The following is a 21,883-nucleotide window of genomic DNA, read 5'->3' as shown; positions in this document are numbered from 1 at the left end:
GCGTACGACGCATCACTGCATTGCATAAAACACAATACAGATCGATGCAGTCATGCGTTTCATGTATCGCGCCCAGAGTAGCAAAGGCGACCTTGGCTGGGTAGCGTTCGCTCACTGTCCGACAGGGGGCTTGCGGGAAATCACGCCGGCCTTGCAAGGCGTTGGCATGAAAGACCCCGGTGCCTCGACAAGGCGAACCGGGGTGAGGGACGTCATTCTATCTAGTTCAAGCAATGAGGGAGGTGGTGGGATGGGCGTCCTGCAGTGGGTCACCTTCCCTCCCCTGCCGGGCGACGCACGAGTCCTGGATTCAAGCTCAGGTTCATCGACAAGCGTCAGCTACAGTAGCCCCAGCCTTCCAGGCGTTGGCGAATGTCCTCGACCCGCTGACGGTTCTTGCCGAGATCGGAATGCCCTCTGCGTGAGACGCTGCGCACATGGCAGACCCCCTCCTCTTCATTGCAGACGATTTCCACATCATCGACGAAGCCCAGCACGGGGGTGTGGAACTCGGCGTGCAGATAGCCGCCATCTTCGCTGATGATTTCAGCATGGCCCATGGATTCTATGATGCCGTGCAACTTCTCCATCGCACTGACGCAGCAATCCTGCGGCATCGGGAGTGGCGCGACATAATGCTTGCTGTCAGTGGCCTGGGAACTGACCCCGTTGGGGGTGCTGGGGGCCGGAGCCAGCATGCCATCATGCAGGCCGAGATTGTCTGGACGAGGTGAAGCAAAAAGACCTTGGCGCATTTCGAATCCTTCCTGTCATCTCTGGGCGTCGGTAACAGCATCCTCTGTCACCAGCCTGATTGTTATCCAAGTCAGCTTGAAGACTTTGCGAAGTCCTTGAGAAGACTGCGCGCAAGAAAGCCCCGTGCGGGCTGCTCCGCTGATGTGATTCGCTTGAGGCGACTCCCACACGCTGCCATCGCGTGGGCTTGTCGGTGAATGACAAGGGCCTCGACTTTCAGCGTAGCGACTTTTGTCGATTTTGCCTGTGGAGGGCCTTGATCCAGATCATCTGCCTGATAATGCGCCGCACCTTGTGCGGCTTGAGGCCGTGCCCTCTTCCGCCCCAGCGAAGCCAGACCGTACACTGGACAGCATTTCACCCGGCCCGGCTTGGCGCAGCCCCAGCCGCTGGCCAGACGACTTCGCAAGGACCCCATCGTGAGCTTCCGCTTCCTGCACACTTCCGACTGGCATCTCGGCCAGAGCTTTCACGGCCAGAGCCGACACGTCGAGCATGCTGCCTTTCTCGACTGGCTGCTCGGCCAGCTCAAGACTCTGGCGCCGGACGCGCTGCTGATCGCCGGAGACCTGTTCGATGTGGTCAACCCGAGCCTGGCCGCCCAGGAGCTGCTCTACAGATTCATCGTGCGCGCCCACGAACAGGACGCGGCGCTGGAGATCGTGATGATCGCCGGCAATCACGATTCCGGCTCCCGCATCGAGCTGCCGGCCGCGCTGCTGGCACGCCTCAAGACCCATGCGCTGGGACGCGTGCGCTGGGTGGATGACTCCGCCGACGGCGGCGATACCCACAGCCTCGATTGCCAGCATCTGCTGGTGCCCCTGCATGATCGTGACGGCAAGCGCCGCGCCCTGTGTCTGGCAGTGCCCTTTCTGCGCCCGGCCGAGGTCACCGGCCTGAGCAGCGGCGAGCCGGCCGAGCAGCAAGGGGAAGCAGGCAAGGGCGAACGCACCCGCAGCGAGGCCTACCGCGACGGTGTGGCCCGCGTGCACCAGCAGCTGGTCAGTGCTGCGCGTGCCGCCCGCCAACCCGGCGAGGCGCTGATCGCCATGGGCCATGCCCACATGCGTGACGGCGAGGTGTCCGAGAACAGTGAGCGCCCGATCCTCATGGGCGGCGAAGAAGCGCTCTCGACCAGCCTGTTCCCCGACGACATCGCCTATGTGGCGCTGGGGCACCTGCATCGCCCGCAACGCGTAGGCGGCGAGGAGCGCGTCCGCTACTGCGGCACGCCGCTGGCGATGGACTTCTCCGAGGTCGACTACGGTCACCGCATCCTCGATGTCACGCTCAACAATGAAAGCCTGGAGAAGGTCGAGGAGCATCGCGTGCCCTGTCATGTCGCGCTCACGCGCGTCGGGCCTGCGCCCCTGGCCGAGATCACCTCTCGGCTCACGGCGCTGGTCGCCGAGGCGCAAGCGGATCTCGAGCCGACACGCTGGCCGTGGCTGGAAGTGACCGTGCAGCTGGAAGCCCCGCTGATCGACCTTCGCGCCCGCATCGAGGCACTGCTGGAAGGCGCGCCGCTGCGTCTGATCAAGCTGGTCACCCGCTACCCGGCCCCCAGTGCCGAGCATCGCGCGCCGAAGGGCGTGAAGCTAGATGAACTGGGGCCGATGGGACTGTTCGAGCGTCATTATCGCGTCACCTATGACAGTGAGCCGGACCCGACGCTGATCGAGGATTTCGCCCTGCTGCTCGAGGAGGTCGAGGCCGCGCGCGAAACGCGTCTCGCAGGCGAGCCGACCACCCGGCCCGCTCGCAAGGCCGACAAGGCGGCTTCGATAGACAAGGCAGCCTCGGCAGACAAGGCCAAGGGAGGTCAGGCATGAAGATTCTCGCCCTGCGTCTCGACAACCTGGCGTCGCTTGCCGGCGCACATGAGGTCGACTTCGAGAAGGCGCCGCTGTCCGATGCCGGCCTGTTCGCCATCACCGGCCCCACCGGGGCCGGCAAGAGCACGCTGCTCGATGCCCTGTGTCTGGCGCTCTATGGCACCACGCCGCGCCTGCGCCAGACGCCGAGCGGCGGCCAGCTGGAGGATGTCGGCGAACATCAGCTGACGCTCAAGGACCCGCGCAGCCTGCTCCGGCGTGGCTGTGGCGAAGGCAAGGCCGAGGTGGATTTCATCGGCCGCGATGGCCTGCGCTATCGCGCCAGCTGGACAGTCAGCCGCGCGCGTGGCAAGCCCGGCGGGCGCCTGCAGAATGCCAGGCAACATCTCCAGTTGCTGCCCACCGGCGATGACACCCAGCCGGCTCAGACCCTCAACACCACCAACAACGACGCCAAGGCGTTGATCATCGACAGGCTGGGGCTGAATTTCGAACAGTTCACCCGCGCCGTGCTGCTGGCGCAGAGCGAGTTCAGCGCCTTCCTGCGTGCCAATGACAACGAACGCTCGGAGTTGCTGGAGAAACTGACCGATACCGGCCATTACTCCGAGATCTCGATAGCCGCTCATGAGCGCGAGCGCGCCGCCCGCGAGGCCGTCAATGAACTGGAACGCAAGCTTGAAGGTCAGTTGCCGGCCAGCCCGCAGGAACGCCAGGCGCTCGAGGAGGAGGTGCGCCTGCGCCAGACGGCCATGACTCGACTCAGCGCACAGCATGATGCACTGACGGCTTATCACCAGTGGACCACCACGGCGAGCGAGCTCGAACAGGCCCTGCGTCAGGCACAGCAGGAACAGACCGAGGCTCACGCCGCAAGTGATGCACTTTCCCGTCAGCGCGAGCAACTCAGCGCCCTGGAAGCCCTCGCGCCGATTCGCCCTGCCCTTCTGCGCCTCAAGGCGATCGCGCCGCAGCATGCGCAGCTGGTCACGCAACTGGCCCGGCTGGAGCAGCAGCTCGCCGCCCTGTCGCCCAGGGTTGAGCAGGCCCGGGCCGCCAGGCACACCGCCGATGAACGCATGCAGCGCTGCGAGATCTGGCGCGGCGAGCAGCTGCCGAAGCTTGAAGAGGCACGTCAGCTGGCCTCGCGTCTGGCACAACAACGCGAAGCACACGCCAGCCAGCAGAGCGAACAGCAACGCCTGCGCGACACGCTCGGCCAACATCAGCAGGAGCTCGCGACTCAGGATCGCCAGCGTCAGCAGCTGGAGCAGAAACTCCAGCAGCTGCAGGCAACGCTGGTCGATGAATCTGGCCAGCCGCTGCGCGATGCCGAAGAGTATCGTGACCAGCTGCAACGTCAGCGCGATGCGTTACTGCAGCTCAAGCCCGTACTCAGCGAGCAGCTCAGTGGTCTGGCCCGCCGTGATGAGGTGCAGCAGCGCCTTGTCGAACTGGAGCAGCAGCTGCCCCGCCAGCAGCAGGCGTTGAAGGATGTGGCTGGCCAGCAGGCGCAGGCCTTGCAGGCCCGTGACCAGGCGCGCCACGAGGAAGAGGCCGAGCGCCGCCAGCAGGAGCAGGAGCGTCTGGCACGCAGCGACAACGTGCTGGCGCTGCGCCGCGGGCTGGTCCAGGGCGAGGCGTGCCCGGTGTGCGGCAGCCACGAGCACCCCGCCGCAGGCAAGGCCGCGCCGGCCGAGGCACTGATCGCACAGCTGGAACAGCAGGCCCGCGAGCGCCTTGACCATCGCCGCCAGGCCACGGCCACCGCGCAGCAAGCCATGGAGACGGCCAGTCACGAGCACGCCCGCCTCGAGCAGCAGCTCGGCCATCTTCAGCAGGAACAGACCCAACTGCACTCGGAGCTGCAACGCCTGCAGCAGCAGGCGCAGAGCTGCCAGACGAACCTGACCGACCTTCTGGCCCGGCACTCGCTGTCAGAGCAACCCCAGCTTGAATCCTTGCCGAAATTGCCTGCTGACCGCGCACTGCAACTGGTCGAGCAGCGCCTTGGGGAGCTGGACGCCCGCCAGAACACGCTGGTGACGACACTGCGTCAGCTGACGCCGCTGCGTGAGCAACGCCAGGCACTGGCAACACGTCACGCCACGCTGACGACGCAATGTCAGCATGGCGAAACGCAGCTTCAGCGGTGCGAGACGCAGATCACCTCGCTTGCGCGCGAGATCGAGCAACTCAGCGGCGCGCTTGCCCAGCAGCTGAGCGCGGACCCCAAGCGACAGCATGCCAGCGTGAGCGACTGGTCTGACTGGATCGAGTCACTGACCACCCGGATGCGCAACGAGCAAGAGGATGCGCGGCAGGCACTGCAGGAGCTGAACGATCAGCAACAGCAACTGACGCAGCAACAGACCAACCTGCAGCAACGCCAGACGGAGCTGCGCGACGAGCAGGACTCGCTCGATAGCGAACGCGCGCATTGGCAGGCAGCGAACCCTGCTCTGGATGACGCGCGCATCGCGGAGTTGCTGGCGGTCGAGGATCACGAGCTGCAGGCACTGCGCCAGCAACTGCGCAGCGCCCACGAGCGCGTCGCACGCGCGGATGCCCTGTGTGAGGAGCGCAATGCGCGTCAGCTCAAACACTGGCAGGCCGCTCGAACCTCCAGCTGGCAGACGGTACTCGAGCAGCTGGCAGGACTCGAACAGCTGGCAGCGCCCGCCGTGGAGACGTCAGAAGCAGGTACCGCTGGAGAAGGCACGGCGGGAACGGAAGAGACCGGCGTCATTCGCGCTCAGGCCCAGCAGGCACTGGCGCTGCATGTTCACTTGCAGGCTCATGCGCAACCCCCACAGGAAGAAGCCGCTGATGCGCCAAAGGATGCGCAGCCACAGCCCGAGGAAGATACCCACGAGCTTGGCGAGGCGTTGGCCACTCTGATCGCGGCGCTCAAGACACCCCTCACAGCCGTGCGCGAGGCCCATCAATCGGCGCAGGCGGCGATACTCAATGATGATCAGCGCCGCAGCGGCAGCGCCGAGCTTGGCGAGCAGCTGACCCGTGCCCGCGCAGTCCATGAACGCTGGGGCGCGCTGTCGGGGCTGATCGGCAGTGCCAGCGGTGCCAAGTTCCGCACCATCGCCCAGGCCTTCAACCTCGAACGTCTGATCGAGCATGCCAATCTGCATCTGGCCAATCTGGTGCGCCGCTACCGTCTGGCGCGCGGCGCCAGTCCGCTGGGACTGGTGGTGGTGGACACCGAGATGGGCGACGAGCTGCGCAGCGTGCACTCGCTGTCCGGCGGCGAGACTTTTCTGGTCTCGCTGGCGCTGGCGCTGGGCCTGGCGGGTATGGCCTCCGGTGAGCTGCGCATCGAATCGCTGTTCATCGACGAAGGCTTCGGCAGCCTCGACCCGGATTCGCTGGCCCTGGCGATGGAGGCGTTGGATGGCCTGCAGGCCAGCGGCCGTCGCGTCGGGGTCATCTCGCACGTGGCCGAGATGCATGAACGCATTCCGGTGCGTATCGCGGTGCGCCCCTCGGGCAACGGCCAGAGCCGACTGGAGATCGAAGGCTAGCGGCGGTAAGGCGTCACGAAGCCAGGTTCAGCGTAGCCGCTTGAGGCAGCTAGGCATCGCGAAGCCGCTTGAGGCGGCGGCTGGCGAGCTGGTCCGCCAGTCGGGTCGGCTCGGGCAGCTTGGTCTTGCCCAGACAGTGCAGGGTCATCGCCAGCGCCGTGTCCAGATTCATGCGCTGACCCGGCGAGACGAATACCGGCTTGACCTTCGCGCGTGAGCGCAGCACAGCACCCAGCTGGCTGCGCTGTTCACGTTTGGGCAGCTCGGTATTCTCGATGATGCCGAGCTCACCATCCGCCTCACGTACGCGATCGGTCAGTGCGACCCAGTCACCACGCGCATCGCCCGGTTCACCATGCTTGCCGCACAGACGCTTCTTGGCCACGCCGAAGGATGGCAGGTCACACCACAGGCCGAGATGCGCCGCCACGCCCAGGCGGCGCGGGTGTGCGATGCCGTGGCCGTCCACCATCAGGCATTCGGGCGGACGCTCCAGCGATTCGAGGGCGGCGATGGCGGCGGGCAGCTCCCGAAACGACAGCAGGCCCGGAATATACGGCATGCGTGTCGGCTGACGGACCAGTTGCTGCTCGAGGGGCTCCAGCGTCGTCAGATCCAGCGTCACCACCGCCGCGCGTGTCACCTCGCCCCCATCCTCGAAGCCGATATCGACCCCGGTGATGGTCGCTGGCCACTCGCCGGGGCTTGCTCCCCAGGGCGGTGTCAGCGTCAGTCGAGTGGCCATTTCGCGTTGCTTGGCAACGGCGGCGGCAGGATCGAGATTCCAATCGTGCAGTGCTGTCATCCACTCACTCATGCATTCCCTCACGTCGGTTGCGGGTCTCTCTCCCTCAGATGCTATCGATTGCTGTCACCTTCAAGCTGCTTGCCCAGTGAACGCAGCACCTCTGCCGCCTGATTGCGGAAGGTGTCCAGCCCGTTGCCGACCTCCCCCATGCTGCGTTCCAGCTGGCGTGACAGGCGATTGGAAAGCGGCTGGTCCGCACGTGCCGTCAGCTGCTCCGGCGTCATCTCGAGCACCAATCGGTAACGGATGTCGCCGGGCGCCTCGGCCGCCAGCGGGTCACTGACCGCCTCACGAGTGAAGCGCGCGAAGTCGATGCTGGCCGCCTTGTCGCCGCCATCAGGGCGAATCAGCAGGCGATGGATCTGACCACGCGTATCACTGAGCACATCCTCGACCTTGCCCAAGGCCTCGCCCTGTGGTGAAACCACCGGCGCCAGACGTAGCGCCTCCAGCGAGACCAGCGGGACGCGAATCTCCGGCGTGGCGCTGCTGGCGGACATCCCGGATTCGGCGTGGGCCGCACCCAGTGACAGCCAGGGGGTCGTCAGCAGAGCGCACAGCAACAGCTGGCGGACAGCCGTGGCGGGCAGGCCACGGCGCAAGGCATCGAGTGAAGAGTTCATGTGGGCATCCTCGGGAAATGATGGGCGGTGGAGCTATGATGAGCGATGGACCTATGATGAGCGGTGGACCTACGCCAGCACAGGATACCAGCCCCTGTGGCGCCTTTCGTCCAGGCACAAAAAAACCGGCACCTAGTGAGAGGTACCGGTCTTTTCAGTCGCCGTGGCCAGCACTGTGATCAGTGGCGGCCCGACTCAGGCCTGATCAGGCGCGACGACGGTCGTCGTTGCCACCTTCACGACGCTGCGGACGAGCGCCTGCACCGTCTTCTGACAGTTCCAGCGGACGGCCAGCGACGCGGGCACGCGCCATCTTCGACACGATGCTGGTCGGCAGACCGCTCGGCAGTTCCACGACACTGTGCGTGTTGCGGATGTCGATACGACCGATGCGCGAACCTTCGATGCCACCTTCGTTGGCGAGAGCACCAACCAGCTGCCCCGGCTTGACGCCGTCACGGTGGCCGACGGCCACACGGTAGAGCTTCATGCCTTCACGCGCGACCGGCGCGGAGTTGCGACGCTCACCACGTTCCGGACGCTCACCGCGCTCGGAACGCTCGTTGCGACGCGCGCCCGGCTTCGGCAGAGACTGGATCGGCGTCTCTTCGGCACGAGCCATCTTGACGAAGACAGCGGCCAGCTCGACCGGATCGTGACCTTCTTCGATCAGGCTCTGGACCAGAGCGCGGTGACCGTTGGAGCTGCTGCCCAGGGCTTCGACGACGCGCGCACGGAAGGCCGCGTCACGGTGGCCACGGATCTCTTCTTCGCTCGGCAGCTGGCGTTCGGTGATGCGCTGGCCCAGGGCCTGTTCCATCCAGCGAACCTTGCGCATTTCGCGACCGCTGACGAAGGTGATGGCGCGACCTTCACGACCGGCACGGCCAGTACGGCCAGTACGGTGTACGAAGGATTCGCTGTCACCCGGCAGGTCGTAGTTGAAGACGTGGGTGATACGCGCCACGTCCAGACCACGAGCGGCGACGTCGGTCGCGACCAGCACGTCGACCTTGCCACGCTTCAGGCGAGTCACGGTGCGCTCGCGCAGGGACTGGTCCAGATCCCCGGACAGCGCTGCCGCGGAGATACCGCGAGCGATCAGCTGTTCGACGACAGTGGTACAGGCGGCACGAGTGCGCACGAAGACGATGGCCGCATCGACGGTCTCGACTTCCAGCAGGCGGGACAGCGCTTCCAGCTTGGCGCCGCCTTCGACACGCACCATCATCTGTTCGATGGTGGAAGCGGTACGCGATTCGGACTTGATCGTCACCTTGACCGGATCAACCAGGTAACGGTTGACGATACGCTCGATCTCGGTCGGCAGAGTCGCGGAGAAGAAGACGCGCTGCGCTTCCTTCGGGGTATCGGCGACGACGCGCTTGACGTCGTCGATGAAGCCCATGCGCAGCATCTCATCGGCTTCATCCAGCACGAGGGCTTTCAGGCCGTCGAGCTTCAGGCTCTTGCGGTCCAGGTGGTCGATGACACGACCCGGGGTGCCGACGACGATCTGCGCGCCGCTCTTGAGGCTGCGCATCTGCTCGCGGTAGTCCTGACCGCCGCAGAGAGTGGCCACTTCCAGGCCACGCATGAACTGACCGTAACGTGTGAAGTTGACGGCGACCTGTTGGGCCAGCTCACGGGTCGGGGCCAACACGAGAACCTGCGGTTCACGGCGGTCGAGGTCCAGACGGGTCAACAGCGGGAGTGCAAAGGCAGCGGTCTTGCCGGTACCCGTCTGTGCCTGGCCGATCATGTCACGGCCTTCGAGCAGACTCGGGATGGTCTGGGCCTGGATCGGGGACGGAGTTTCGTAGCCCAGCTTCTCGAGAGAAGTCAGGACGGCAGGCAGCAGGGCAAGATCGCTGAAGCGATCGACGACAGAAGTCGTGGTCATGTATATCTCACACCTAAATGGCTACAAGTAAGGCTTGCAGCTGAAGAATGGGTCGGGTTGAACCGACACGAAGCGTAAGGGCTCCGTCTGGCGATGCAGTCAGGCACGAGGCGCTGGCATCATCAGAAAAAACGTACGAGTGCTGGACGTCTTGGCATGGACGGGCCCGGGTTGCTCTGAAGGTGGACGCAATTCCACTTTCAGGCACAACGCTGCGGCGACCGTACAGCAACCAGAGGCTCTTCTACTCTAGAGTCTCGGGGCGCTCCATCATGCACACTGTGGACAGGGACGGGTCTTGCATCGCGGCGGCCGGACATCGATCGAGTCGAGGGGTCACGGATGGCTGGGGCAAGCTACGCCACGCGGTCCGGGAGGCGCGAAATACCGGCTGATGGCCACAAGAAACGGCGATCACGTCGGGCTCGGCTACTCAGGATGGTGGGTCACTACATGCGAGGAGCTGGCATTCTAGCAGCCTCTGACGCATTCTGCATCCTTTCTTTTGACCTTGGTCGCAGGCCGGCCGCCCTCGGGCAGGCAAGCCCCCCGCCATCACGACCCGCGACACAGCCACCTGACAGGAGCCTGAATGACTGACGCGCAAGACCATGACGCCCCCTCCCCGGAACACCCCGCCGAGCATGTCACCACGCTGTGGGTCGACGCCGATGCCTGTCCGCGCGCCGCGCGCGACATTCTGGTGCGCGCGGCGGAACGCACCGCGACCCCCACCTGGTTCGTCGCCAATCATCAGGTGCCGCTGCCGCGCTCGATGCACGTCAAGGCGCTGTCGGTGCCGGCAGGCGCGGACGCGGCCGATCAGTTGATCGTCGAGCGCGCCCGCCCCGGCGACATGGTGATCACCTCCGACCTGCCGCTGGCGCTGGAGGCGATCGAGAAGGGAGCGCTGGTGATGACGAGTCGCGGTGAGACACTGGATGCCAACAACATCCGCGCCAAGGTCCAGATGCGCGACTTCATGGAGAGCATGCGCTCCAGCGGTGAGCATACCGGCGGCCCGTCCGCCTATGGCCAGCGCGAGCAGCGCGACTTCGGCAACGCTCTGGATCGCTGGCTGGCGAAGGCCAGACGTCCGAGACCGGGCGCCTGACCCGCGCCGGAGGCAACGGCAGGAATCCGGGAGACTTCCGTCAGACGTGACGGCGGATGCCCTGTCCCGTCAGGCGCTCACGATCATGGGGTGCCTCAAGGTCCAGCGCCGGGCCGATGGGCACGATGCCGGTCGGATTCACGGCCAACTGGCTGCCGTAGTAGTGGGTCTTGATGTGATCGAAGTGGCAGGTCTCGGCGATACCCGGCCACTGGTAGAGTTCACGCAGGTAGTTGGCGAGATTGGGATAGTCGCTGATGCGGCGCTGGTTGCACTTGAAGTGACCGTGATAGACGACGTCGAAGCGCACCAGGCTGGTGAAGAGCCGGATGTCCGCTTCGGTCAGCCACTCACCGGTGAGGTAGCGCGAGTCGGCCAGCCGACGCTCCAGTGAATCCAGGCACTCGAACAGCGCCGTGAAGTGACGCTCGTAGACCTCCTGCCGCGTGGCGAAGCCGGTCTTGTAGACGCCATTGTTGACCTTGTCATAGACCTCGGCATTGATGGCATCGATCTCTCCGCGCAGGTCCTCTGGATAGAAGTCCAGATCATTGCCGGTCAGCGAATCGAAGGCGTCATTGAAGATGCGCACCAGTTCCGCCGACTCGTTGTTGACGATGCGACCGGCCTGCTTGTCCCACAGCGCCGGCACGGTGACACGGCCGGTGTAGTGCGGGTCGGTCAGGGTGTAGAGCTGGTGGTGATAGCGCACGCCATTGATCGGGTCACCGCTGGAGCCTTCTTCCTCGAGGTAGCTCCAGCCATGTTCAAGCATCAGCGGGCTGGTCCAGGACATGCCGACCAGCGGCTTGAGCCCCTTGAGAGAACGCATGATCAGCGCGCGGTGCGCCCACGGGCAGGCCAGCGAGACATAGAGGTGGAAGCGGTCTGCGCTGGCGGGCACGGCCGCTTGTCCCTGCGGCCCCTCGAGCGGGGCATCGGGCGCCACGACCCAATCCCTGAGCCGCGCGCTCTCGCGCTTGAATTCGCCGCCGGTGCTGTCGGTGTCATACCAGCGATCCTGCCACTTGCCGTCGACAAGTAAGCCCATCTTGCACGCTCCTTATATGGATTGAGAGGATGCCACCAGCCTAAGAGCCAAGCGCGACAGCGCAAGCGAATTCCCTGCACGGCAACGATCGAATTTCTCGAACGATCGCGCCATGCGATCTCTCTGCCCTTCTCGAGTCCTCACTCTTTTCTTTCAGGCTTTATACGCTTTCAGGAGCGCCGTTCGCCTGCATCCTGCTCGACGGCAGCGTGGAGCTGCGCCTTCATCGCCCGGACGGCAGGGCCCGCGCGATCATCGTCCGGCAGATAGAGCATCAACGACACTTCGCGCTCGCCGCCATTGGCCAGCGGCAGTGGCAGCAGCCGCCCCCGGGCCAGAGCCTCGCTCACGCGGGTACGGGGCAACCAGGCGAAGCCCAGTCCGCGTTCGGCAAGATCGACTGACGTGGCCAGATGGCTCACCGTCCAGCGCGCCTCGGCCTTGAGCCAGCCGGCATCCATACCGCTGGAACGGCTGCTGTCGCGTACCACCAGCTGGCGATACGGCACGAGGTCACGGAGATCCAGCGGACGCCCGAGGGCATGCAGCGGGTGCCCCGGCGCTGCCACGGCGATGAAGGTTTCACGCAGCAACGGGGTGCCGAGATGGCCATCCAGCATCAGGCCGCTGATCAGCAGGTCCACTTCCTCCTCGAACAGCTCGCGCCCACCGGTCAGCGTGGCCTCGTGCAGTTGGACACGCACCTGAGGGTAGGCGGTCGAGAAGGCTTCCAGCGCCCGTGCCAGCACCTCCGGTGGAAACAGCTGGTCCACCGCGATGGCGATCTCGCTCTCCATGCCTGCCGACAGCGCATCGGCCACATCCTCGAGTGCCCGCGCATTCTCGATCAGCTGACGCGCCCGGCGCAGCAGCAATTCACCCGCTTCGGTCAGCCGGACATTGCGCCCGACCGGCTCCAGCACCTGCACGCCCAGCAAGGCCTCGAGACGATGCACGGCGTGATTCAGGGTCGAAGGACTCTTGTGGATCGCGGCTGCCGCGCGCGCAAAGCTGCCGTGGTCCACCACGGCAGCCAGCATCTGCCACTGAGCCAGTGTCACGCGTGACGACATCGGGATTCCTCTTGCGGGGTGTACGGGAATGCTCGGAGCAATCCTGACATGCCATACGCAAAAAATCAGACACCTGATACTGCGCCCCGACGGGAGCAAAAGAGCATTCTGTGCTGTCAGACTCCCGGCATCTGGTCGCAAACCTCGGACATCAAGACGGCATCCTCTGAATCCAGGAGGTCAAACACGCTATTTTGCGTAACTTTACAAAATTTAACACCAAGCAGGATTTACTGCCTGAACAGCGTTTCCTAAGCAAAAATGGCGCTATTTTCGCCAGTCCTCATGTTGCCGGTACCGCCAATTGCGCCGTCAATGATCTAAACAGGGTTGAATTACTCATACTGGACATGCGTCCAGCCTATCGAACGACGGGAACCTTGGTTAAGGTTCGAATGCCTCATTGTTGCCATCTTTTCATTTCACATAACTTTATCGGTCACATATGCTGCGAATCCTTCATTCGCTCCCTCGCGCGCACAAGTATCTTCTTTTACCTGTTGCCACCATGGTTACCGTGCTGGGTGCTCACAAGCTTCTCGAAACATTCGATGCTCCTGATGTCTCTACGGCCTCACAGTCCATCACCATCGACCTGGCCAGTGCGAATTCCAGCACACCGGCCAAACTGCCACTGGCGATTGCTGCCGCCGATGACACTCAGTCTCCCCTGAGCCCGGCGCAGCTCGCCAATCAGACAGCGGCCAGCTCGTCCTCCGGTGACATTCCGCTGGCAGCGCTGACGCCCAGCGAGATCGTTGCCATCGATTTCGATATGCCGACGCTGCTGACGGATGACAACTATCCCCCCGACAGCCAGACGGCAGGCCCGATCGTGGCACTGGCGCCGGCGGCAGTGAAGACCGCAGAAGCCGTCATCGGTACCGCGACCGACGAACAGGCCGGCGGCACCTCCTATGACGACCTCTCCGTCGATCCGGTCGAGCTCGGTGAAAGCCCGACGCTGCAGACCGAGCTGGCAGCCGAGGAAGTCTATGTACCCGAGTGGCAGACCTATACCGTGCAGGCCGGTGATACCTTCGCCGTGATGGCGGAGCGCTCGCTGGGCCTGGGCTACAGCGAAACCACGCGCATCCTCAAGGCGCTGCCTGACAAGCGCGTGTTGACCCATTGGCGCATCGGCGACAGCTTCGATTACAAGCTGGATGAAGATGGCAACCTGCTGGCATTGCGCATCATGAAGGACGCGCGTCGCGGCTTCATGGTCAAGCGTGAGGCCGGCGGTGAAAGCTTCAATGTCGCCAAGATCGAGAAGGCGACCCAGGCCACTCAGCGCTTGTTCGCCGGTACGGTCAGTGGCAGCTTCTCCCTGTCTGCGGAAGCCACTGGCCTGGGCGTCGCGGAAGTCAGCCAGCTGACCCAGGTGCTGGGCAAGAAGATCGATTTCCGTCGCGATACGCGCAAGGGTGACAAGTTTCAGGTGCTGGTCGAGTCCGACATGATCGACGGTACCAGCATGGACTCCCGCATCCTCGCCGCACGCTATGAAGGTTCTCGCAAGTCACTGACCGTGGTGCGCAACAGCAGCGATGGCCGCTACTACACCCCCGACGGCAAGGGGCTCGACCCGGCCTTCAATCGCTATCCGCTGGCGCACAAGGCGCGCATCAGCTCGCCGTTCAACCTCAGCCGTCGCCATCCGGTGACCGGGCGCATCAGTCCGCACAAGGGCACTGACTTCGCGGTGCGTGTCGGCACGCCGGTGCTTTCCACCGCGGATGGCGTCGTCGAGCTGGTCGGCAACCACCCGCTGGCCGGTCGCTATCTGGTGCTGCGCATGGACAATGGCTACAAGACCCGTTATCTGCACCTGTCACGTCCGCTGGTCAAGAAAGGCGAGCGCGTGACCATGGGCGAGAAGATCGCCCTGTCAGGCAACACCGGCCGCTCCACCGGCCCGCACCTGCACTATGAGGTGATGGTCAACAACCGCCAGGTCGATGCCATGCGCGTTCAGCTGCCGAACAACAAGTCACTATCCGGCAAGGCGCTCGCCAACTTCAAGCGTCAGTCAGAGAACATGCTGGCCAAGCTGGAAGCCGCAGACAACACTGGCGCCATCGCCAAGGCCTCTACCCCGAACCAGGGAGACGAGAGCTAGGCGCGAACCCGCAAGCACGATGCCTGCGCCTGACATGAAATGTGCCCGACCAAAGAAAAGGCCCCCCACCTCACGGTGGGGGGCCTTTTCTTTGGTCGGTGTCTCATGCCAGCGATCAGATCACTTCTTCATGCCCTTGTTGGACGCCTGCTCCAGCAGCTCTTCCGCTTCACTGCTCGCGCCCTCCTCTCGCATCTTGGCCACATCGGCATACAGACAGACATAGGTGCCGCAGGATGCACAGAACACCTTGTCGTCGGGGTTGTGGACCTGCGAGACACGGACTCGCTGGCTGCCACAGTCCGGGCATGGCTTGGGAATACGCAGTTCCTCGGAAAGATCTGACATGAAGCATTCTCCTGTTCGGTGACTAGGCCGCTCGCCTTGAGGCTGGGCAATTGGCGTCTCCCCAAGACATGGGGCCACTCACACGGCATGCAACCCCACTGGCGGGGAGTCGCTCGTCATTCGGCTCGAGCCACCTCACCCAGGCACATCCAGGCACTGCGCTCAGACGCAAAGCCCCGGCGCGTTGGCCGGGGCTTGAGGGGCAGGCGCGAACAGACAGATGTCACGCGGCGCTGATGCTGCCGGCAAGCGACTCATGACTGGAGCCGTGGCTTGCGGTGTTGGCCATGCGCGTGGCGGGCCGCTCCGGCACACGATTCTGGCCATGTGACCTGGCGCCATCGCGCGTCAGGCGGAACTCTTCCTGCAGCGCCATCTCACGTGCCGCCAGGCGAAAATCGCCCATCGAACACAACGCATGGCCGTTGGGGCACTTGAGGATGTGATCATCCGGCAGATCACGGGCAGGCCAATCCAGCGCTTCGTTGCATTCGGGACACTGAGGGCCATTACGGGTCGGGACTGATGGGGTAAACATGCGCGAACTCCTTTTCGACGCAAAAGATGACGATGTCATGACCAGATTCTCAGTACGGAAAACATCAAGACGTGGCTCAGTTTGCGTGCGCATGATGGAGACAGATAGCGACAGACTCCATTGCACTTTCGGTTAGATGCCACAATTTTATCGCTGGTCAGTCTCTGTACCCATGGCTGTGGAAGGTCGCGCACAGAGCGCGGAACACACTTCATGGCAGCGCGACCGGCAAGAGTCTGACAGCACTATCTTACAGTCTGATAACACCTTGCGAATGACGCAGATCAAACGCATGTCAGATCCGGGGTGCGTCCGCCGCACCATTCTTCAGGCGGGCGTCAGACGGGTATTCATGGTCTTGAAACCAAAGTCTTGAAGCCAAAAAAATCCCGACCAAAGGCCGGGAAAACACTCTCAGGCAGAACAGGACCTATCGCGGAAGCAAGCGGCTCGCCGCAGGTCGACCAGGACGCTGAACAGTCGTCAGCGGTATCACGGAAATCTCGACTTTACCTGCAACACCAGGCACTCAGTTGCGCTTGCCCTGGGCAACAAATCCTGGACCAGGGCGAAACAGCGAATCCGACTGGCACTGAGGCAAAGATTCTTGTGCGCTCTCACACGCACTGGCGAACATTGGCCCTTGCAGGCGCCTGACTCAGGCCGAGGCGTCTAGCTGCTGGACCACCTTCTGCGCCATCAGGGCCGGGTCAATTGCAGCTCGCTTGCGGGCGCTGACTTCAAGGCGATCACGCAACATGAACCAGACACCCAGAAACTCATCACATTCTGCACAACTGACGATGTCATCATCTGCCGGGGAATCTTCGAGGTGAACCCGGTTGCTGCCACAGCGTGAACACTCCATGGGAACCTTGCGTACTGTGTTCATCTCGATGCCCTCCATTGGATCCATGATGAAAACCTTGTGCTCGAAACCGGTGGAGCGGGCGGCATGACGATGTGGAAACTTGCTGCAACCTGACAAGGGATTGAAAAAGCGGCTCTGCGACTCCATCAATGTTGTATCAGGTGATCTCCTGCCTGCCCCGCCGTGCTTCGACAGTTGCAAAGTTAGACACTTCCAAAACCGTGTACAAGTTTTAACGCGTATCAGAACGTATCTGTATAGCTAATGTAGACCCATTGGCAGGCGTTTTCGTGTGCGCTGATCAAGCGTTTACCTCCCCCCATGCGCCCGCTATGGCAGAAGAGCGCCCCGCCAGCCCCATGTAACACTTCGCTACAAAAAAGCCTCTTGTGACGTGCAAAAACAGCTTGCCCCACTCGTCAGGCACCCAATCAGAGAGCAGAAAAAGCCCTGAATGCGCACTGATAGCGGCATATCCACGTGCATTTCCTCGACTTGTTGCCTTGAAAGAAGCAGGCCTTGGCGTGCAAGCTCCCTTACAGCACCTCGCCTCTCTGCTCGCCCTCCCAACTCGAATCCTACCTTGAGGCCCTGCTGACAGAGCGCTTGCGGGCGGCCTGTTCGCGACAGGTACGGGGTACCAGAAACTTCACTTCCCTGGCACGACGACATTGCTCCTCTACACCTTGCATATGACAGACAGAGAAATTTTCGTACAAGTTTTTCTTTCATCCCCTTGAAACTTGTCGGTCTCGTCAGGATCTCAGTAGGTAGGGTCATGGTTCTGGCGAATCATTTGCGCCACGAGCGAGAAGGAAGCGCTTGATGGACCGGACCAGAAGTACCGATTCAACACGCAAGGAGTACGGCATGAGCAATATGAACCGCAAACAGATTCTGGGTGCGATCACCGCGACCACGCTGCTGTCCACTGCCAGCATGGCCATGGCCAATCCGCAGGGGCTCTACTCCGCAGATGAGCTGATGGATGCCGATGTCTACCTGCAGAACGATGACAACAACGTGATCGGTGAAGTCGAGGACATCCTGCTCGACGACAACATGCAGGTCGCCGCTCTGGTCGTCGAAAGCGATGACTCCATGGGGCTGGACGAGAACCAGTACGTCGTGGAAACGGGCAAGTTCACCCTCGAGACCGAACAGGGCGATGATCTGGACGCCCTGGAGTACCGCATCCACCTAGACATGGATGTGAGCGAGTTCGAGCAGCAGCCGAACTACACCACCGACTGGTGGCAGGACACGCGCAAGAGCGCCGCAGCGGCCTGGGATGAAACCAAGAACACCGCTGCCAGCGCCTGGCAGGACACTCGTCAAGCGACCGCCAATGCGCTGACCACCGCCGGCAATGCCATCAGCAGTGCCGCCAATGATACTGAGCAGGAAATGGAAGAAGAGACTCAGTGATAGCGCCCCTGCCAGAGATCACCCGAATCGGGTGATCCGCGGCAATGCAGTGGAAAACGCCTCATGCCTTAGGCATGGGGCGTTTGTGGTTCAGGACCACCAGAAATCACGCCATTGATGCACTGGCGGGGAAAGAAGAGAAATGACGAACCACAAGATAGGCCGGAATGACAGGCACAAAAAAGCCGCCATTGGCGACTTGTCGGGGCTCTGGAGCTTTTGAGCGCCTACTGAATGCCCCCCCGCTGGAAGGCGTGCATGGTGGGCCCAGCAGGACTTGAACCTGCGACCAATCGATTATGAGTCGAGTGCTCTAACCAACTGAGCTATGGGCCCATGCAGCGCGCATATGATAGCGAAAGCATGAGCCTCGGGAAAGCCCGAAAACTCAACGACATAGCGATTCTTCCTCTCATCTGCGGCGCGAGATGTGCGTTGATCCTCCCCCATCAGCCTTTGGCTGCGGCGAGTGTCGCGAACCCTTGGAGCCGCCGCCTGTCCAAGGTGCCATTGCAGCATCGAATCTTTTCCAGGCGCTCATGGCGGGCCTCGCCCGATCAAGCCCCTGGCCATCAGGAGTCATGACATGTCATTGCCTTTCTCTCGCTGGACCCGCGCCCTGAGCCGCACGCTTGCGCGTCGCTCGACTGGCTTGCTGCGCAAACCCGCCAGCCGACCCACCGTCACGACCAATGGAGGCCGCTTCAGCGCCCCGATCAAGGCCGCTGCACTGGCCTTCGCCATGAGTGGTATCGGTGTCAGCCTGCCGACCCAGGCCGCCTGGCAGCTGGTACCCGACAGCAGCGGCGCCACCGCGACGCTGACCGCGCAGGGCAGCCAGGGCAACGTGGAGCACGTGCATCACCTCAATGGCCTGAGCGGCACCGTGGGAGATGATGGCAAGATGAGCATTCCATTGAGCGTCGGACAGACCGACCTGCTCGACAAGGTTGGCGAGCTACCGCCGTGGCTGTCCGGCGTCAGCCAGATGCGCCTGGCTACGCTGACTCTGAATCTTGACCCGCTGGCCATCGCGGCGCTGGAACCCGGCCAGACGACACGCATGCAGGTGCCCTTCTCGGCCACCGATGGCAACCGTACCCACCGCGAGACCCTGCCGCTGAAGGTCACCCGTCAGGATGCCACCCACCTGACCTTCATCAACGCCGACCCAATCTCTCTGGACAGTACAGAAGTCGCCAGAAATCAGATCGGCAGCACTCTGCTCAACCTGCTGGGCTACGGCAAGCTGGTAGGCGACATTCCCGTCACGCTGCAGGGCGAGATGGTCGACCAGTAATCTTCAGCGCAGCGCGACGCCGTCAGGCAAGCGCGATAGCGTCGCGAGCCCGAGCATCGCGTCATCAGAACCGCCCCACGGGGCGGTTTTTTTGTGCCGGTATCAGCCGAAGATGACGGCCAGCGCCGGCCAGTGAGGGCACGCATGACGGGGTTGGCCAGCCCTCATGACACCAGGGCACAAGATGCGCCACAAGAAAATGATAAAAATAATTCTCATTCATGGTTCAGAAAGCCGTCATCTGAACGTCTACCCACAGGAGAGAACGACGAACAAGAATCATTCCTATATAAATCATTCAGGATGGAACACCGCGCTCATGAAAGACTCCGCCGCACATAAAGCCACTCGCTCCCTGCTGATGACCCTGCCCAGGCGCCCTCTGGCACTGGCGATTGGCCTTGGCCTGCCCTTATCCGGTCAGGCCATGGCGGCCGACCACCGTGAGTCTCAGGACGAGACCCTCGACACCATGACGGTGACCACCACAGCGGCCACCAAGACCGATACCGGCTATCTGGAAACCCCCCAGGCCGTCTCCATCATCACGCGCGACGATATCGACAAGCGCGCCGTCGAGACGGTACAGCGTGCCGCGGACTACACGCCGGGCGTCTTCACCAACCAGATCGGTGCCTCCAACCGCTATGACTATCTGGTACTGCGTGGCTTCTCCGATGGCAGTGTCAGCAACACCTTCCTGGATGGCCTGAAGCTGATGGGCGACTCGGGCTCCTACAGCTCGATGACCATCGACCCCTACTTCCTCGACAGCATCGAGGTGGTGAAAGGGCCGTCTTCCGTCCTCTACGGTCGCTCCTCGCCGGGTGGCCTCGTCGCGATGCAGTCCAAGCGCCCCGAGTTTCAGGACTCCGGCCAGGTCCGCTTCACCGTCGGCGACGACAACGAACGCAGCGCGGCCTTCGACCTCACCGGCCCGCTGGATGACGAGCAGCGTATCGCCTACCGCCTGACCGGCCTCGCCAGCGCCGAGGACACCCAGGTCGACTCCGTCGAGGAAGAGCGTTACGCCTTCTCGCCGCAGATCACCATGGACGTCACCGACGACACCACCGTCACCCTGATGGGCTACTTCCAGAAGGACCCGGAAGGCGGTTACCACTCAGGCCTGCCCTACGAAGGCACGGTGGTCAGCTACAACGGCACCAAGCTCGGCAACGACTTCTACGAAGGTGACGAAGACTACGAAGAGTTTGATCGCACCGAACGCATGCTCGGTTACGACTTCGAGCACCGCTTCAATGACGCTGTCACCGCACGCCAGAAATTCCGCTATCTGCGCTCCGATGTGGACCTCGAGCAGGTCTACGCCTACGGCTGGGCCTCGGACACCGAGCTGACCCGCTACTACTCCGGCGGCGAGGAAAGCCTGCGCGCCTGGACCGTCGACAACCAGCTGGAAAGCCGCTTCTCCACCGGCGCCTTCGATCACACCCTGCTGTTCGGCGCCGACTATCAGACCCGCACCAATGACGTGGACTGGGAATACGGCACCGCCAGCACGCTGGATGTCTCCGGCAGCAGCGATGCCGATGTCTCCATCTATGCCACCGAGAACCAGAAGCGTGAACTGGACCAGACCGGTGTCTACCTGCAGGACCAGATCAGCTGGGGTCGCTGGAACCTGGCCGCCGGTCTGCGTCAGGACTGGGTCAACATCAAGAACACCGATCGTGACTACAACACCACCAGCGAGCTGAACGACAACGAGATGAGCGGCCGCATCGGCCTGATCTACGGCTTCGACAACGGCATCTCGCCCTATGTCAGCTACTCCACGTCCTTCTCGCCGAACTCCTACACCGATGAAGACGGCGACCTGCTCGACCCGACCACCGGCAAGCAGGTCGAAGTCGGCATGAAATACCAGCCCAACGGTACGCGTGATCAGTACAGCATCTCGCTGTTCCGCATCAATCAGGAAAACGTCGCCTCCAAGGACCCGGAAGACAGCTACTACACCGCCTACGGTGAGATCGAGTCCCAGGGCCTGGAGCTGGAAGCCCGTACCCAGGTGACCCGCGACTTCGCGCTGCAGGCCGGTTACAGCTACACCGACGTGACCTATGCCAAGGCGGAAGATGGCACCGAAGGCAACGATGCCAACCAGGTGCCCAAGCACCAGGTCAGCGTCTGGGGTGACTACGCCTTCAATGAAGGCCCGCTCACGGGCCTGAATGCCGGCCTCGGCGTGCGCTACTACGCCGACATGTGGGCGGATTCCGAGAACACCGAGAAGGTGCCGAACTACGCACTGGTCGATGCCCTGGTCGGCTACGACCTGAGCCAGATCGGCTGGAGCGGCACCAGCGTGCAGCTCAACGTCAGCAATCTGTTCGACAAGGAATACATCGCGTCCTGCTACAACACCAGCTTCTGCTACTACGGTGCCGAACGCAGCATGACCGCGACCCTGACCTATGATTTCTGACCCCGACACCTGCGCAGTCCGTCGATTCTGAATCGACCCGCAAGACCCGCCGGCGGCAAGGATGTCGCCGGCACCATCGCCCTGAACCACTCATCGTCTGAAACATCTGGCATGCAGGA

General features: G+C 62.9%; 16 protein-coding genes and 1 tRNA gene. 7 read left to right on the top strand and 10 right to left on the bottom strand.

Annotated features, from left to right (window positions below):
- Positions 1 to 335 precede the first annotated feature (335 nt).
- Positions 336 to 755: a DUF1499 domain-containing protein gene (locus AC5WNI_RS02500; RefSeq protein WP_285460442.1), complete on the bottom strand. Its 420-nt coding sequence runs from the start codon at positions 753 to 755 to the stop codon at positions 336 to 338.
- 420 nt (positions 756 to 1,175) lie between these two features.
- Between AC5WNI_RS02500 and AC5WNI_RS02495 the strand changes: the two genes are divergently transcribed.
- Together AC5WNI_RS02495 and AC5WNI_RS02490 are read left to right on the top strand one after the other, a co-directional pair.
- Positions 1,176 to 2,591, top strand: coding sequence for an exonuclease SbcCD subunit D C-terminal domain-containing protein (locus AC5WNI_RS02495; RefSeq protein WP_495928614.1), 1,416 nt, complete (start codon positions 1,176 to 1,178; stop codon positions 2,589 to 2,591).
- Positions 2,588 to 6,133 (top strand): AAA family ATPase, encoded by a 3,546-nt coding sequence (locus tag AC5WNI_RS02490; protein ID WP_495928613.1) that lies wholly within the window; start codon positions 2,588 to 2,590, stop codon positions 6,131 to 6,133. The genes AC5WNI_RS02495 and AC5WNI_RS02490 overlap by 4 nt, the downstream gene beginning before the upstream one ends.
- Before the next feature lie 49 nt (positions 6,134 to 6,182).
- Here AC5WNI_RS02490 and AC5WNI_RS02485 read toward each other — a convergent pair whose 3' ends face one another.
- The 3 genes from AC5WNI_RS02485 to AC5WNI_RS02475 all read right to left on the bottom strand — a co-directional run bounded on the left by AC5WNI_RS02485 (position 6,183) and on the right by AC5WNI_RS02475 (position 9,467).
- The gene (locus AC5WNI_RS02485; RefSeq protein ID WP_285460445.1) at positions 6,183 to 6,938 is read right to left on the bottom strand and encodes an endonuclease V; all 756 of its coding nucleotides are present in this window, start codon (positions 6,936 to 6,938) and stop codon (positions 6,183 to 6,185) included.
- Between the two features lie 53 nt (positions 6,939 to 6,991).
- The gene (locus AC5WNI_RS02480; RefSeq protein WP_495928612.1) at positions 6,992 to 7,564 is read right to left on the bottom strand and encodes a hypothetical protein; all 573 of its coding nucleotides are present in this window, start codon (positions 7,562 to 7,564) and stop codon (positions 6,992 to 6,994) included.
- A gap of 205 nt (positions 7,565 to 7,769) precedes the next feature.
- Entirely contained in the window at positions 7,770 to 9,467 is a 1,698-nt protein-coding gene (locus AC5WNI_RS02475) for a DEAD/DEAH box helicase (RefSeq protein WP_285460447.1), read from the bottom strand.
- 592 nt (positions 9,468 to 10,059) lie between these two features.
- Between AC5WNI_RS02475 and AC5WNI_RS02470 the strand changes: the two genes are divergently transcribed.
- On the top strand, positions 10,060 to 10,581 hold the full coding sequence (locus tag AC5WNI_RS02470) for a YaiI/YqxD family protein (RefSeq protein WP_368448175.1): 522 nt from the start codon (positions 10,060 to 10,062) through the stop codon (positions 10,579 to 10,581).
- A 40-nt stretch (positions 10,582 to 10,621) separates the two neighbouring features.
- Here AC5WNI_RS02470 and AC5WNI_RS02465 read toward each other — a convergent pair whose 3' ends face one another.
- Both AC5WNI_RS02465 and AC5WNI_RS02460 read right to left on the bottom strand, forming a co-directional pair.
- Positions 10,622 to 11,632 carry a glutathione S-transferase family protein gene (locus AC5WNI_RS02465; protein WP_285460449.1) on the bottom strand — a complete coding sequence of 337 codons (1,011 nt, stop codon included), beginning with the start codon at positions 11,630 to 11,632 and terminating at the stop codon, positions 10,622 to 10,624.
- Between the two features lie 170 nt (positions 11,633 to 11,802).
- Entirely contained in the window at positions 11,803 to 12,705 is a 903-nt protein-coding gene (locus AC5WNI_RS02460; RefSeq protein WP_495928611.1) for a LysR family transcriptional regulator, read from the bottom strand.
- A gap of 508 nt (positions 12,706 to 13,213) precedes the next feature.
- On the opposite strand from AC5WNI_RS02460, the gene AC5WNI_RS02455 reads away from it, so the two are divergent.
- Positions 13,214 to 14,827: a peptidoglycan DD-metalloendopeptidase family protein gene (locus AC5WNI_RS02455; RefSeq protein WP_495928610.1), complete on the top strand. Its 1,614-nt coding sequence runs from the start codon at positions 13,214 to 13,216 to the stop codon at positions 14,825 to 14,827.
- Positions 14,828 to 14,947: 120 nt separating this feature from the next.
- Here the strand turns inward: AC5WNI_RS02455 and AC5WNI_RS02450 are convergent, their stop codons facing one another.
- The 3 genes from AC5WNI_RS02450 to AC5WNI_RS02440 form a co-directional block, all read right to left on the bottom strand.
- On the bottom strand, positions 14,948 to 15,175 hold the full coding sequence (locus AC5WNI_RS02450; protein WP_054555349.1) for a hypothetical protein: 228 nt from the start codon (positions 15,173 to 15,175) through the stop codon (positions 14,948 to 14,950).
- Positions 15,176 to 15,398: 223 nt separating this feature from the next.
- Positions 15,399 to 15,713, bottom strand: coding sequence for a hypothetical protein (locus tag AC5WNI_RS02445; protein ID WP_285460452.1), 315 nt, complete (start codon positions 15,711 to 15,713; stop codon positions 15,399 to 15,401).
- A 658-nt stretch (positions 15,714 to 16,371) separates the two neighbouring features.
- Positions 16,372 to 16,731: a hypothetical protein gene (locus AC5WNI_RS02440; protein WP_495928609.1), complete on the bottom strand. Its 360-nt coding sequence runs from the start codon at positions 16,729 to 16,731 to the stop codon at positions 16,372 to 16,374.
- A gap of 723 nt (positions 16,732 to 17,454) precedes the next feature.
- Here AC5WNI_RS02440 and AC5WNI_RS02435 point away from each other — a divergent pair.
- Positions 17,455 to 18,012 (top strand): PRC-barrel domain-containing protein, encoded by a 558-nt coding sequence (locus AC5WNI_RS02435; RefSeq protein WP_368448170.1) that lies wholly within the window; start codon positions 17,455 to 17,457, stop codon positions 18,010 to 18,012.
- A 259-nt stretch (positions 18,013 to 18,271) separates the two neighbouring features.
- Here the strand turns inward: AC5WNI_RS02435 and AC5WNI_RS02430 are convergent.
- Positions 18,272 to 18,348, bottom strand: a tRNA-Ile gene (locus AC5WNI_RS02430).
- Positions 18,349 to 18,598: 250 nt separating this feature from the next.
- Here AC5WNI_RS02430 and AC5WNI_RS02425 point away from each other — a divergent pair.
- The gene (locus AC5WNI_RS02425) at positions 18,599 to 19,312 is read left to right on the top strand and encodes a hypothetical protein (RefSeq protein ID WP_495928608.1); all 714 of its coding nucleotides are present in this window, start codon (positions 18,599 to 18,601) and stop codon (positions 19,310 to 19,312) included.
- 319 nt (positions 19,313 to 19,631) lie between these two features.
- Positions 19,632 to 21,764 carry a TonB-dependent siderophore receptor gene (locus AC5WNI_RS02420; protein ID WP_285460456.1) on the top strand — a complete coding sequence of 711 codons (2,133 nt, stop codon included), beginning with the start codon at positions 19,632 to 19,634 and terminating at the stop codon, positions 21,762 to 21,764.
- The last annotated feature ends 119 nt before the right edge of the window (positions 21,765 to 21,883 follow it).

This window comes from Cobetia sp. PDI-12MA, assembly GCF_059507695.1.
The sequence above is the reverse complement of the archived record's forward strand: the minus strand, read 5'-3'. Positions and strand labels throughout refer to the sequence as shown.

Excerpts from the sequence above, each read along its gene's own strand:
- AC5WNI_RS02455 (WP_495928610.1), top strand. The coding sequence starts at position 13,214 with ATGGTTACCGTGCTGGGTGCTCACAAGCTTCTCGAAACATTCGATGCT.
- AC5WNI_RS02445 (WP_285460452.1), bottom strand. The coding sequence starts at position 15,713 with ATGTTTACCCCATCAGTCCCGACCCGTAATGGCCCTCAGTGTCCCGAA.
- AC5WNI_RS02450 (WP_054555349.1), bottom strand. The coding sequence starts at position 15,175 with ATGTCAGATCTTTCCGAGGAACTGCGTATTCCCAAGCCATGCCCGGAC.
- AC5WNI_RS02420 (WP_285460456.1), top strand. The coding sequence starts at position 19,632 with ATGAAAGACTCCGCCGCACATAAAGCCACTCGCTCCCTGCTGATGACC.
- AC5WNI_RS02465 (WP_285460449.1), bottom strand. The coding sequence starts at position 11,632 with ATGGGCTTACTTGTCGACGGCAAGTGGCAGGATCGCTGGTATGACACC.
- AC5WNI_RS02470 (WP_368448175.1), top strand. The coding sequence starts at position 10,060 with ATGACTGACGCGCAAGACCATGACGCCCCCTCCCCGGAACACCCCGCC.
- AC5WNI_RS02425 (WP_495928608.1), top strand. The coding sequence starts at position 18,599 with ATGTCATTGCCTTTCTCTCGCTGGACCCGCGCCCTGAGCCGCACGCTT.
- AC5WNI_RS02485 (WP_285460445.1), bottom strand. The coding sequence starts at position 6,938 with ATGACAGCACTGCACGATTGGAATCTCGATCCTGCCGCCGCCGTTGCC.
- AC5WNI_RS02440 (WP_495928609.1), bottom strand. The coding sequence starts at position 16,731 with ATGGAGTCGCAGAGCCGCTTTTTCAATCCCTTGTCAGGTTGCAGCAAG.
- AC5WNI_RS02480 (WP_495928612.1), bottom strand. The coding sequence starts at position 7,564 with ATGAACTCTTCACTCGATGCCTTGCGCCGTGGCCTGCCCGCCACGGCT.
- AC5WNI_RS02500 (WP_285460442.1), bottom strand. The coding sequence starts at position 755 with ATGCGCCAAGGTCTTTTTGCTTCACCTCGTCCAGACAATCTCGGCCTG.
- AC5WNI_RS02475 (WP_285460447.1), bottom strand. The coding sequence starts at position 9,467 with ATGACCACGACTTCTGTCGTCGATCGCTTCAGCGATCTTGCCCTGCTG.
- AC5WNI_RS02435 (WP_368448170.1), top strand. The coding sequence starts at position 17,455 with ATGAGCAATATGAACCGCAAACAGATTCTGGGTGCGATCACCGCGACC.
- AC5WNI_RS02460 (WP_495928611.1), bottom strand. The coding sequence starts at position 12,705 with ATGTCGTCACGCGTGACACTGGCTCAGTGGCAGATGCTGGCTGCCGTG.
- AC5WNI_RS02490 (WP_495928613.1), top strand. The coding sequence starts at position 2,588 with ATGAAGATTCTCGCCCTGCGTCTCGACAACCTGGCGTCGCTTGCCGGC.